Source organism: Streptomyces sp. NPDC056734 (assembly GCF_042790455.1).
GTDB lineage: Bacteria > Actinomycetota > Actinomycetes > Streptomycetales > Streptomycetaceae > Streptomyces.
Window position 1 is genome coordinate 39245 of record NZ_JBHTZD010000035.1, and the last position, 13261, is coordinate 52505.

8 protein-coding genes are annotated in these 13261 nt (G+C 72.9%); 5 read left to right on the top strand and 3 right to left on the bottom strand.

From position 1 onward, the window contains the following. Positions 1-43: 43 nt before the first annotated feature. Entirely contained in the window at positions 44-1813 is a 1770-nt protein-coding gene (locus tag ACFRFC_RS35280; protein ID WP_382680988.1) for a hypothetical protein, read from the top strand. 10 nt (positions 1814-1823) lie between these two features. On the opposite strand, the gene ACFRFC_RS35285 is transcribed toward ACFRFC_RS35280, so the two are convergent. Beyond that, positions 1824-4328 carry an ATP-binding protein gene (locus ACFRFC_RS35285; protein WP_382680986.1) on the bottom strand — a complete coding sequence of 835 codons (2505 nt, stop codon included), beginning with the start codon at positions 4326-4328 and terminating at the stop codon, positions 1824-1826. A 252-nt stretch (positions 4329-4580) separates the two neighbouring features. Between ACFRFC_RS35285 and ACFRFC_RS35290 the strand changes: the two genes are divergently transcribed. The 4 genes from ACFRFC_RS35290 (at position 4581) to sigJ (ending at position 9376) form a co-directional block, all read left to right on the top strand. Beyond that, positions 4581-6107: an MFS transporter gene (locus ACFRFC_RS35290; protein ID WP_382680984.1), complete on the top strand. Its 1527-nt coding sequence runs from the start codon at positions 4581-4583 to the stop codon at positions 6105-6107. 78 nt (positions 6108-6185) lie between these two features. Then, on the top strand, positions 6186-6668 hold the full coding sequence (locus ACFRFC_RS35295) for a nuclear transport factor 2 family protein (RefSeq protein WP_382680982.1): 483 nt from the start codon (positions 6186-6188) through the stop codon (positions 6666-6668). Next, positions 6665-8389 carry an AMP-binding protein gene (locus ACFRFC_RS35300; protein ID WP_382680980.1) on the top strand — a complete coding sequence of 575 codons (1725 nt, stop codon included), beginning with the start codon at positions 6665-6667 and terminating at the stop codon, positions 8387-8389. Before ACFRFC_RS35295 ends, ACFRFC_RS35300 begins: the two co-directional genes overlap by 4 nt. A 75-nt stretch (positions 8390-8464) precedes the next feature. Further along, positions 8465-9376 carry an RNA polymerase sigma factor SigJ gene (gene sigJ / locus ACFRFC_RS35305; RefSeq protein WP_382680978.1) on the top strand — a complete coding sequence of 304 codons (912 nt, stop codon included), beginning with the start codon at positions 8465-8467 and terminating at the stop codon, positions 9374-9376. Between the two features lie 121 nt (positions 9377-9497). Here sigJ and ACFRFC_RS35310 read toward each other — a convergent pair whose 3' ends face one another. Together ACFRFC_RS35310 and ACFRFC_RS35315 are read right to left on the bottom strand one after the other, a co-directional pair. Then, positions 9498-11717: an ATP-binding protein gene (locus ACFRFC_RS35310; RefSeq protein ID WP_382680977.1), complete on the bottom strand. Its 2220-nt coding sequence runs from the start codon at positions 11715-11717 to the stop codon at positions 9498-9500. Between the two features lie 115 nt (positions 11718-11832). After that, positions 11833-13029: a benzoate/H(+) symporter BenE family transporter gene (locus ACFRFC_RS35315; protein WP_382680976.1), complete on the bottom strand. Its 1197-nt coding sequence runs from the start codon at positions 13027-13029 to the stop codon at positions 11833-11835. Positions 13030-13261: the final 232 nt, after the last annotated feature.

Here is a 13261-nt window from a genome sequence, read left to right on the forward strand (position 1 = left end):
CCGCTGAGCGGTGGGGTATGCCGGTTTGTTAGACCCGCTCGCCGTGTTCGGTAGCCGCCCGCTGCCCGTGCCTGCGGGGCGGGACGCCCGTCGCTGGAACACCCTGCACGGCGAGCGCACCCTCGTGGTGGCCGCCCGGACGGTCACCTCGACGGTCCGGGCCCTCGAATCGCTGCCGTCCCTCCTGCGCGACGACGCCCGCGTGGACGTCGTCTTCGCCTACGACCCCACCTCCGCGTTCAGCGCCGGTGTCCTCGACCTCCTGCACGGCTCCGGCTGCCGGGTCGCCCCCTGGGAACAGCTGGCGGACCTCTCCCCCGACCTCATCCTCACCGCCAGCGAGAACATCGACGTGCCGGAGGGCGACTGCCCGGTCCTGGTGCTGCCGCACGGCATCGGCTTCCAGAAGCTGGTCCCCGACTCACGCGGGCCGGGCACCAGGCTCTCCGGGGTCGTACCGGACGCACTGCTGGAATCCGGACGCGCCTGGCTGGCGATCTCCCACCCCGCGCAGGAAGAGCAATTGCTGGCCACCCATCCGAAGGCCGCCGGGCGCACCCTGCTGGTCGGCGACCCCTGCTTCGACGAACTGGTCGGAAGCCGGACGGAGCGCGGGCGGTACCGGGAGGCCCTCGGTGTGGCGGATCACCAGCGTCTGGTCATGGTCAGTTCGACCTGGGGGCCCACATCCCTGCTGGGGAGGCATCCGGAGCTGCTCCCGCGCCTGCTCGCCCGGCTTCCCGGTGACGAGTACCGCGTCGGCGCGATCATCCACCCCAATGTGTGGTCGGCCCACGGGGAGTGGCAGATCCGCACGCTCCAGGCAGCCGCCCTGGAGGCGGGACTGCTGCTGATGCCGACCGTCCACGCCTGGCGCTCCGCGCTCGTCGCCGCGGACCTCGTCGTCGGCGATCACGGCTCGGTGACGCTGTACGGCGCGGCGGCCGGGACCCCGCTGCTGCTGGGCACGTTCGGCGACGACGCCGTGCCCGGGACGGCGGTGCGGGAGCTGGCCGCCGCCGCACCCCGGCTCGACCCGCACGGCGACCTCCACCGGCAGGTGGAGGACGTCATCGACGCCCACACCCCCGAGCGGTACACGGCGGTCGCCGCGCGGGCCTTCGCGGAACCCGGGCACGCCTCGGCGCGGCTCCGTACGGCCCTGTACCACCTGCTGAAGCTCCCGGAGCCGGCCTCGCCCTCCCCCGCTCCCCGCGTGCTGCCGGTACCGGAATCGCCCGCCGCGCCGGTCACCGCCTGGCAGGTCACCACGGACATCGGCGGGACGGACCCGGGCGGCGCGGACCCGGCTCCGGCCGTCACCGTGCGCCGTGTCCCGGCGGCCGTCACCGCGTACGGCCCGGCCGCCCCGGACTCCGCGACCCGCTTCTCGCATCTCGCCTGCACCGACGGCGAACGGGACCTCCGGCTGACCGAGAGCGCCTCGGTCGTCGTCCGGGGCTCGGTCGCGGCCACGTCGGTCGGGGCGCTGCGGTGGATCGGGGACACCCTCCGGCGGCTCCCCGGCAGCCTGCTCGCCGCTTCGGCGGTCCGCGGTGGCGGCTGTCTGGTGGGGCTCAGGGACGGCCGCGTGGTGGAGGCGAATGCCACCGGCCCGACATCGGACCCGACCCTGCTGGCCGCGGCCGTCTACGCCTGTCTCCGCGCGGGCCTGACGATGGGCGGCGGTATGCGGGGCGGTACGGACGGCGGTACGGACGGCGGTGACGGCAGTTGGGTGACGCTGCGGATCGGGGACCTACGGGAGGAGGACGTCGTCCTGCGTCTTCGTCCTTCCCCGCCGACCGGCTGACCTCGTTCCCTCACCCGCCCAGCTCCGCCAGCCGTCGGCGTACCTCCTCCGCGCGCCGGTCGCCGAACGACTCGTAGATCTCGGCGGCCCGCTCCAGACTGTCCCGCACCAGTTCCGTGCGGCCGCCCGCCCGGTGCGCGAGGGCGGCGAGATCCTCCTGGGCCTGGGCCTCGTACTGCATTCCGGGTGCTTCCCCGCCGAGGGCCGCGATGGCCTCCCGCAGTTCACGGATCGCGTCCTCGGTGGCGCCGAGGTGGCCGTGCGCGACGCCGATGGCCGCCTGGGCCCGCGCGGCCATGCGCCGGTCCGGTACCCGGCGGTTCATCAGGTCCCGGTGGGCGCGGCGCAGCAGGGCCAGGGCCTCCTCGTGATCGCCGCGGGCGTCCAGCGCGCGTCCGAGGAAGAAGGTGGCGAGGGCCGCGCCACGGGTCTCCCCGGCGCGCTCGTTGAGGTCGAGGGAGTGCCGGTACGCCTCGACCGCGCGGGACGCGTCGTGCCGGTCCCAGTACCGGCCGAAGAACTCCTGGACGGAGGCGCGCAGATCCAGCCGGTCGGTGACCTCGGCGAGCGCGACGGCCTGCTCCAGTTCCGTTCGGGCGCGCTCGTCCTCGCCGAGATCGAGCAGCGGGCGGGACAGCAGGCTGCGCAGCCGGGCCTCACCGGCGGACGCCTCGGCGATCTCACCCGCCGTACCGGAGGCGGCGGCCGCGGCCGCTGCGGCCCGGGCGCCCAGTTCCAGCGCCTCCTGCCAGGTCCCGAGGTGGCGGTGGTACAGGAACAGGACCGCGAAGGACTCGGACAACTGCCAGGTCAGGGTGTGCAGACCGTGGTGGGCGGTGGCCCGCAGGATCGCCAGGACGGCCGGGCGCTCGGTGTCCAGCCAGGCGAGCGGTGACGGTCCGCCGGGCGCGGCGAAGGGGTCGTCCGCCTCGCGCAGCAGAGCGGTGAGGTCGGCGACGCGCAGCCGCTCCTCGCGCAGCGCGCGGTCGGCGAGTGCGGTCAGGGCGAGATAGTGCGTGCCCACGCGTTGGATCAGTGCCGCGTGCTCGCCCTGCGGCTCCTGGGCCAGCGCCCGTTCGCGGGCATGGAGACGTACGAGGTCGTGCATCCGGTACCGGCCGTCGCCCATGCCCTCCACGAACCCGGCCCCGGCCAGCGCCCGTACCGTCCGCCGGGCACCCGGCAGACCGGTGTGCGAGGCGACCGCGGCCACGCCGAGGTCGAAGACGCCGAACGGCAGCCATCCGAGCAGCCGGTAGAGCCGCGCGGCGTCGGGCGGCAGGAGCCGGTAGGCGGAATCCAGGACTGCGGACACCGAGGGTCCCTCCTCGTCCAGGGCCAGTGCGGCCATCCTGCCGGTCTCGTCGTCGAGTTCGGCGGCCAGTTCGGTCATGGTCAGGGTGTCGTCCCCGGCGAGACGGGCGGCCACGATCTGGAGCGCGACCGGCAGTCCGCCGCACAGTTCCACGAGCCGCCGCGCGGCCTCCGGCTCACGCTCGACCGCCCGCGTTCCGCACCGGTCGCTCAGCAGCGCGAGCCCGCCGTGCGCGTCCAGCGGCCGGACGGAGATCAGCCGGGCCCCGCCGAGGCTCAGCTCGCCGAGTCTGCCCTGGCTGGTGGCCAGTACGACGCTGCCGGGGCCCTTGGGGATCAGTGCCCGCACCTGGGCGGCCTGGTTCACGTCGTCCAGGACGAGCAGGATGCGCAGCTCAGCCGTGCGCGACCGGTAGAGGTTGGTGCGTTCGGCGAGCGAGTCGGGGATGCCGCTCTCGCCTCCCGGCAGGGACCGCAGGCACATGGCGAGGGCTTCGGAGACGTCCGCGCCCGGCCCGGTGACCGGGGTCAACCGGTCACGCAGGTCGGCGAAATCGACGTACAGCTGTCCGTCCGGGAAGCGGGCGCGGGTCCGTTGTGCCCAGTGCCACGCCATGGTCGTCTTGCCGACTCCGGGGAGGCCGTCCAGTACGTCGACGGCGACGGCCGCGGAGCCCGCGGCGCGCGGGGCGAGGGTGTCGTCCAGGAGGGCCAGCTCGGCCGTGCGGTTGCTGAACGGGACGGTGACCGTGGGCACTTGGTCGGGGCGCGGGGACGGCAGCCCCGGCGCGGACTGCGGGGGCGGCGCGACGTGGAAGGTGATGCCGCCGTGGATGGCCGATCCCTGGAAGACCGGGCCGTGGTACACACCGCCGCCGACCAGGTTGACGAAGGTACGGGACGTCTCCGGCGCCACCTCGGACAGCAGCCGCGCCAGTTCCCGCGCCGCGCCGGGGTCTTCCTGGAAGACGCCTTCCAGCCGGTGCCGCAGCCGCGTCTCGACCAGCGCCGGGGTGCCCGCGCCGCCCCCGGTCAGCTCCTCGCGCGCCGCCCGCATCTCCTCCTCGGCCGCCGCGCCCGAGCCGCCCCGTCCGAGGAACCGGCCGAGGCCGCCCTTGGCCCGCTCGTACGCCTCCGACACCAGCAGCCCGACCAGTGCCGTCGCCCCCGACGCGGCGAGCGCCGCCAACTCGGCTTCCACACGTACCCCTTCGACCGACCATGACCCCGCGGACCTGTCCGGGGACCACCGTAGAGGGACAACCGTAGAGAGTTCCGTGAACGGGGAACATCCGGCTCACCGGAACCGGGCAGCCATCCACCGCCCGCTCGCCGCACGGCGAGCCGTCTCCCGTCTCCGCCTCCATGTCACAGTTCCGCGCCCGGCTGCGTCGGTCGTGGGTGAGAGCCCGTGCACATACGGCATGGCGACTTCGGACGAGGGGCGACGGGTATGGGCAAGGACGTACGGAGAGCTGGGCAGACGAACCCTTGGCTGGTCCTGGCGGTGCTCTGCGCGAGCTTCTTCATGACGCTGCTGGACACGACGATCGTCACCATCGCCATCCCCGAGATGGCGGCCGGACTGGGGGCGTCGCTCGACGACATCCTGTGGTTCGCGAACGCCTACATGCTGGTGTTCGCGGCCCTGCTCCTGCTGTCGGGGCGGCTCGGTGACCGTTTCGGGCCGCAGCGGACCTTCACCGCCGGGCTCGCGGTCTTCACCGTGGCCTCCGCGGTGTGCGGCATGGTGGACACCCCGGAGCAGATGATCGCCGCCCGGGCCGTCCAGGGGCTGGGTGCCGCGGTGATGATGCCGCAGACACTGGCCCTGATCAGCGCGGTGTTCCCGGCCGAGCGCCGGGGAGCTGCCTTCGGTGTGTGGTCGGCCGTCGCGGGTCTGGCGACCGTGGCCGGTCCCACCGTGGGTGGCCTGCTGGTCTCGCAGCTCGACTGGCGGTGGATCTTCTACATCAATGTGCCCATCGGGGCGCTGGCCCTGCTCGGCGCGGTCCTGCTGGTACCCGACGTCCGGTCGGCGCAGTCGCCCACGCTCGATCTGCCGGGCGCCCTGCTGTCCACCGCGGGGCTCTCGCTGATCGTGTTCGCGCTGATCGAGGGTGAGCGCTACGACTGGGGCACCATCGAGTCGTTCCTCAGCATTCCCCTCGTACTGATTCTCGGCATCCTGCTGCTGGGGCTCTTCGCCCTGCACCAGAGGGGCCGTCAGGACCGGCGCCCGCTGGTTCCCTTCGAGCTGTTCCGGATCCGTACGTTCACCCTCTCCGCCACGCTGGCGGCGCTGCTGCTGTTCGGCTCCATCGGGGTGCTGCTCCCTCTCACCCTGTATCTCCAGTCCGCGCTCGGGCTGTCCGCGGCGCAGGCCGGTCTGGCGCTGGCGCCGGGGCCGCTGGTCTCGCTGTTCGTGGCGCCGGTGGCGGGCAACGCGGTGGGCAGGCTGGGCGGGCGGGTCATCCTGGTCCCCGGGCTGATGATCTTCGGGGCCGGTATCGCGCTGACGGCGATCATGGCCGAGGCGGACTCCAGCGCGTGGGCGATCGTGCCCGGCCAGATCGTCTTCGGTATCGGTATGGGCCTGGTGTTCGCGCCCACCAGCACCCTCGCGATGCAGGAGATCCCGCCTCGGCTGATCGGCGTCTCCTCGGGGATGTTCACCACGTTCCGCCAGATCGGCGCCGTGCTCGGGGCGGCGGCGGTCGGGGCGCTGCTCCAGAGCCGCCTCGCCGCCGAGGGCGTACCGGAGGAAGTACGCGGGCAGGCAGGCCGCCTCGCGGATTCGGCGTACGCCGAGGGACTCACCGCGGCCATGCGGTACAGCCTGTTCTGGACGGTCGCGACGGCTGTCGTCGCCGCGCTGCTCGCGCTGCTGCTGCCGGCCCACGAGAAGCGGCCGGAAGCGGCGAAGACCCCCGAGCCGCAGGTCGGGGCCGACGCCGCCGCCCGGGCCGTGGAGTCCTGATCTCCCTCCCTCCCCCCCGGCCCACTACTCGTACCGCCCGTACCACTCGCACCACCCGTTCCCCAGAAGGAGCTACAGATGTCGGAAAAGACTGTGATCCAGCGGTACATCACCGCGCTCGGCGATCAGGACTGGGCGGCCCTTCAGGAGCTGTACTCCCCGGACGTCACCCTGTACACGCCGTCGGCCTGGGGGGTGAAGGGCGTGGACTTCCTGCTGAAGTTCTGCCAGGCGATCCACGTCGCCCACCCCGGTATCCGGGCCGTCCTGCACGACGAGTTCTACAGCGCCGACGCCTCCCGTGCGGCCTTCCGGTTCGCGCTGCACTGGCACAACACCGGGCCCTACTTCGGCCACGAGGCCACCGGTGAGCGCGGGACGAGCATCGAGCAGCACACCGTACGGCTGGAGCAGGGGAAGATCGTCGAGCAGGTCGTCGCCGTCAGCACCCTGCGTCTGCATGTCCTCCAGCGGGATGCGTGGGGCATCGACTATGTGCGCGATGTCGCCGACCCGGCCCCGGAGATCGTCTCGGCACCGCGAGCCGAACGCCGTTCATGACGGAGCCGGCCGCCGGGGGGCCCTCGTTCGCGGAGACCGCCTTCGACCTCCGGATACCCGAGGACATCGCCGGGCGGTTCCGCGAGCAGGGGTGGTGGCGGGACACGTCCATCCTGCACGACCTGCTGCGGGTCGCGGCCGAGCGTCCCGACGACCCGGCGATCGTCGCGCACAGCGCGCACGAGGGCCGTACCACGACCGTGCGCTACGGCGAACTGGTCCGCTACGTCCGCAGGTTCAGCGCCGCCCTGAGATCGCTGGGCGTGCGCCGGGGCAGCCGGGTGGCGTTCCAGCTGCCGAACTGGTGGGAGGCGGCGGCCCTGACGCTCGCCTGCTGCTGGACCGGCGCGATCGCCGTTCCGCTGCTGCCCACGCTCCGCGCCCTGGAGCTGGAGCGCATGCTGGAGGCCGCCCGGGCCCAGGTGTGCATCGTGGTCGACACCTGGGACGGCTACGACTGCGGGGCCGCGCTGGAGCAGATCTCGGCCCGGCTCCCCTGGCTGCGGCACAGCGTCATCCACGGGGACCGGGTGCCGCCCTGGGCCATCGACTTCGGCGACTACTTTCTGCGCACCCCGCACGAGGAACGGTCCACCGCGCCCCCGCGTCTGCCGTCCGGCGCCGATCTCGACCGTGTCTGTCTGCTGCTGTTCACCTCGGGCACGACCGGCGAACGCAAGGCGGTCCTGCACACGGAGAACACCCTGTACGCGGGCACCGGAGCCGGAGCGAGCCCGGTGGAGCGGGGCTGGGCCGCGCGGGAGGTGTTCAGCACCCCGCACCCCATCACCGGTCCCGCGGGCATGCTGTACTGCGTCTGGGGCCCGATCCTGGCCGGGGGCACCGGCGCCTACCAGGACGTCTGGACACCGGAGGGCTATCTCGAACTGCTGTCGGCCGCGTCGGTGACCCAGACCTTCATGGCCCCGTTCTACGCCCAGCAGCTCCTCACGGAACACCGGCGCCGCCCCCGTTCGCTGCCCTCGCTGCGCTTCGTGATGACCGGCGCCGCCCCGGTGACGCCCGCTCTCGCCCGGGAGATCCACGACGATCTGGATGTCCCGGTGCGTTCGTGCTGGGGGATGACCGAGGTGGGCATGGGCTTCAGGACCCGCGAGGACGACCCGTGCGACTGGGCCGCCAAGAGCGACGGATCGCCCCTGCCCGGCCTGGAGATGCGGCTGCGGCCGGCCCCCGGGGACACGGGCGTGTGCCGGCTCCTGGTCCGGGGCGCCTCCCTGTGCGTCGGGTTCGTGCAGCCGGGCTCGGGCGAGCCGCTGCACGAGACCTGGCGGCACGACGACGGGTGGCTGGACACCGGGGACCTGGTCCGTGACGACGGGCGGGGCGGTATCCGCTTCGTCGGCCGGGCGAGCCGGCGGATCGGCGCGACGTTCATGGTCCCGGTGGCCGAGGTGGAACGGGAGATCCTGCGCCATCCGGGCGTACGGGAGGCCGTGCTGGTCGGATACGAGGACGAGCGGGGCTACGAGCGCTCGTGTGTCGTGGTGGTGGCCGCCGGGGACCGGTGCCCGACGCTGGCGGAACTCGTCGCCATCCTCACCGAGCGCGACATGACCCAGTGGTATCTGCCGACCAGACTGCTGGAAATCCCGCGGGAGCTGCCGCGCAACGAAAACGGCAAGATAAAGTACGAGCGGTTGAAAGCCATGATTGTAGACTCGGCCCGGCAGTCGGCGACCGATCGGGACGATTTCTGATCTTGCGGGAACCTTGCGGGAAACGTGCGGGAAACTGGCCGGAATCCGGCGGGATTAGTGCGGGAATGAGGGGGCATGGCCGAGGTCACCGCCATCTCCGGAGTGTCCGGATTATCCGATCCGTTCGAGCAATACCGTGAATTGATGTTCGGCATCTCGTACCGCATGCTCGGCAGTGTCGTGGACGCCGAGGACGTGGTGCAGGAGACCTGGCTCCGCTGGCGGCGGATCGACCGGGACGAGGTCGCCGACCCGCGCGGATATCTGGTGCGGGCCGTCACGCGCACCGCGATCGACCAGATGCGCCGTGACCGGGCCCGCCGGGAGGAGTACGTGGGGCCCTGGCTGCCCGAGCCGCTGCTGGTCTCCGCCGATGTGGCGCTGGAATCCTCGCTGCTGGGCGAGTCGCTGAGCATGGCGGTGCTGGTGATGATGGAGACGCTGTCGCCGCTGGAGCGCGCGGTGTTCGTGCTGCACGAGGTGTTCGGCTTCAGCTTTCCCGAGGTGGCCGAGGCCGTGGACCGCTCCGAGGGCGCGGTGCGGCAGCTCGGCAGCCGGGCGAGGCGGCATGTGAAGCTGCGGCACAGGCGGTTCGAGCCGGACCGCCGGCAGGCCCGCGAGGCCACCGAGCGCTTCCTCGCCGCGTGTCTCGACGGAGACCTGGAAGCGCTGATGAACGTCCTGGCCCCCGACGTGACCATGTGGGCGGACGGCAACGGGCACGCGGAGACCCCGCGGGTCCCGCTGCACGGGGCCGCCACCATCGCCGCGTACTTCGCCGCCACCGCGGGCCGCTATCCGGCCGGGCTCACCATCCGCCTGCACGACCAGTACGGCGGTGGTGCCGCCGCCGTACTGGCCACGCCGACCGCGGTGTTCGCCGTGGTCAGCGCCGAGCTGGAACTGGTCGGGGGGCGGCCGTTGATCACCGCGGTGCGGGCCGTGCGCAACCCGGACAAGCTGAGCCGGATCCCGGTCGCCCGCTGAGGGCCCGGCCGGATCCCGGTCGCCCGCTGAAGGCCCAGCCGGATCCCGGTCGCCCGGCCGAGGGCCCAGCCGGATCCCGGTCGCCCGCCGAGGAGCCCGCCCGGAAAACCGCGCACCCCGCTCACCCCTCCATGGATCCCGAGCTGTTGCGCCGCTGCCGGTGCAGCACCCATTGCGCGACATGGATGCGGGAGGGCACGTCCAGCCGCCGCATGACCTGGCGCACATGGTTCACCACGGTCCACTCCGAGAGCTGTAATCGGTGGGCTATCTGGCGATTGGTCAGGCCCTTGCTGACCAGCAGGGCGACCTCGTACTGGCGGGCCGTGAGCCGTGCCGAACGGGACTCCGCGGGCGTGGACTCGGACGCGGGCGGGCTGACCGCCAGCGCCTCGCCCGCGGCGGCGTCGGCCGACAGCACCCGGCCCTCGCGCCGGGACGCCTCGTACTCCGGACCCGACAGCAGCCGGCGCAGGTCCCGCAGTGCGGCGGCCGAGGTGCCCGCCTCGAACAGGGGATTGGCCCCGGTCGCCTCACGGATGGCGGACGCGGCGGCCAGCAACCGGGAGACCAGGTGCCCCTGATGGGGCAGCCGCTGCCACAGTTGCCGCGCGTGCGAGTCCAGGACGGCGGGCAGCATCGTGTGCTCCCCGATGGACCGGAACCGGTGCAGGCTCTCCCACAGCAGATGCTCCGACAGCGCCTGGTCCCCGCGCGCGTCGGCCAGACCCGCCCGCACGGCCAGGGCGAGCCCCTCGCCCCGTACGTCCCGTTCGCGCGTGAACAAGGCGCCGGCCGCGTCCAGCAGATCGGCGGCGGACCCGGCGTCGTTCAGCCGGCAGCACATGGCGAGGGTCAGGGCGGCGCTCGCGACCTCGCCGGTCGCCCCGGGGTGCTGCGCCACGTCCAGGACGCGCTCCGCGGCCAGTTTGACCACCCGGGCGCCCGGGGTCTGCTGGAGGACGGCGAGCTGGCCGAGCGCGGCCTGTTCATGGACCCGGTCGCCCTGCTCACGGTAGGCGGTGGCCGCGCGCCGGAAGCAATCCGCCGCCAGCCGGGCCTGACCGGCGGTCATGGCCAGCCCGGCCCGCGCCGCCTCGGCCCGCGCCGCCAGCAGACGGTGGCTCGCATCGGCGTGGAAGGCGGCCGACGCCTTCGCCAGCCACTGCTCGCCCAGCGCGAGATGGCCCCGTACCAGCCAGAAGCGGTGCAGGGCGAGCGCGGCGTGGGCCGCGTCCGTGCGGCGGCCGTCGGCTTCGAGCTGGGCCAGCGCGGCCAGCAGGTCCTCGTGGAGCGGGGCGAGCCGGTGCAGCCACTGCGGCTGGAGCGGGCCCGACAGCTGGCCCTCGGCCTGCCGGGCGAGGGCGAGGAAGTGTTCCGCGTGCCGCTGGCGGGCGCTCGTCAGCTCGCCGGACTCCTCCAGGCGCTCCAGACAGAACTCGCGCACGGTGTGGAACATCGTGCACCGCGGCTCCCCGGCGGTGGAGCTGACCCGCAGCAGCTGGTGGCCGACCAGTGCCTCGACCGTGTGTTCCGTGCGGCGCGCGGAGAGATCCCAGAAGTCCGCCATCGTGGTCAGGTCCATGCTGCCGGTGAAGACCGCGAGGCGGGTGAGCAGGGAGCGCTGTTCCGCGTCGAGCAGGGCGAAGCTGCGTTCGGTGATCGCGGCGACGGAGCGGTGCCGCGCCGAGCGGGCGGTGTGATCGCCGCCCAGGGCGGGGCCGCCCTCGCGGAGCCGGGTCAGCAGGCTGTCCACGCTGAAGAGCCGCAGTTTTTCGGTGGCCAGTTCGATCGCGAGGGGCAGTCCGTCCATGCGGCTGCATATCTCCGCCACCGCCTGTGCGTTGTGCACGGTCAGCGCGAACAGCGGGTCGACCGCCCGCGCCCGGTCGACGAACAGCTCGACGGCGGCGTAGTCCTGGAGTTCGGAGATGTCCTGCCCGTACGGTGCGGGCGGGGTCGGCAGCAGCGGCACGGGCCAGAGCCGTTCCCCGTACACCCGCAGGGGTCTTCGTCCGGTGGCCAGGACGCGCAGCTCGGGAAAGTGTGCCAGCAGGGTGTCGACCGCCACCGCGGTGGCGTCGGCCACATGCTCGAAGCCGTCGAGGACCAGCAGGCTCGGTCCGTCCGGCAGCCGGGCGGCCAGGGCCTCGGTGAGCCCGTCGCCGTCGACGGCCTCGTGCAGATCGAGGTAGGCGACCCGGGACATGGAGCTGTCCGTCATGGCCGCGGCGGCCAGCCGGCTCTTGCCCACCCCGCCGGGGCCGGTCAGGGTGATCAGTCTGCTCGTCGGCAGGCCGAGCTGGGCCGTGAGCGTGAGGACTTCGACATCTCGCCCCACCAATGTGGTGCGAAGGCAGGATGTACGGGGCGAAACGTCGACGACGAGGTCCCGATACATTTCTGTATTGAGCACAGTAATTCCCCCGTAATTTAAAGTCGCTTCGAGGTATACGTCAGGTTCTCAAGCCGCGCCATAGGGCGCGGCATGTGACGCCGAACACCAGGCCCCAGAAGGCGGCCCCGAGTCCCAGCAGGGTGATACCGGAGGCCGTGGTGAGAAATGCGATGAGGGCGGCATCGCGGTTTTCGGCCCCGGTGAACGCCCCGGAGAGGCTGCCGCCGAGCGCGCCCAGCAGGGCGACGCCCGCGACGGCCGCGATGAGCGCCGGGGGCAGCGCCGTGAACAGCCCGGCGATCGCGGTCCCGAACAGGCCGACGGCGACATAGAGGACCCCGCAGCTCAGTCCGGCCACATAGCGGCGGTCGCGGTCCTCGTGGGCGGCCGGGCCGGTGCAGATGGCGGCCGTGATGGCGCCGAGGTTGAGCGCGTGCGCGCCGAAGGGGGCGAAGAACGCGGACGCCAGACCGGTGTCCCGGATGACCGGGCCGGTGGGCACCGCGTAGCCGGCCTCCTTGAGCACCGCGACGCCCGGGGCGTTCTGGGCGGACATGGTGACCAGGAACAGCGGCAGCGCCAGACTCACCAGCGCTCCGCCGGGCCACTCGGGCACGGTGAACACCGGTACCACCAGCGCCACTTCGGAGCCGTCCAGGTCGATCGAGCCGGTGACGGCGGCCACCGCGATGCCCAGGGCCAGCGGCGCCGCGATGGCGTACCGGGGTGCCAGCCGCCGGCACAGCACATATCCGGCGATCACCGCCCCGGCCACGGCGGGGCCGTCCTCCAGTGCCCCGAACGCGTCCAGGCCGAAGCGCACCAGCACACCGGCCAGGACGCCGGAGACGACGGCGGCGGGCATCCGCCGCATGAGCGCGTCGAACCAGTCCGTCACCCCCACGAGTACGGTGAGCGCGGCGGCGGCCAGATACGCCCCGATCGCCATCTCGTAGCGGATGTCGCCCAGTTGGCCGACCAGCAGGGCCGCGCCCGGTGTCGACCAGGCCGCCACCACGGGTACGCGATAGCGCAGGCTGAGGGCGAACCCGGTCACGCCGCTGCCCAGGGCGACGGCCCAGATCCAGGAGGACAGCTGGGCCTCGCTCAGGTCGGCGGCGTGCGCGGCCTGCACGACGACGGTCAGGGGTCCCGCGAAGGACACCAGGACGGCGACTGCCCCCGCGACGACGGACGACAGGGACAGATCGCGCAGCACCCGCCGTACGCCGCCGGGGGAGACGTCGGTCGTCACGGCAGCTCCGCCCTCACAGGATCTCGACGTTGCCGACGGGCAGGACGTCCGCCGTCCCGGGAGTCGCGCCTCACAGGATCTCGACGTAGCCGGCCGGCAGGACCTCCGCCGTCCCGGGAGTCGCGCCTCACAGGATCTCGACGTTGTCGGCCGGCAGGACCTCCGCCGTCCCGGAAGTCGCGCCTCACAGGATCTCGACGTAGCCGGCCGGCAGGACCTCCGCCGTCCCGTA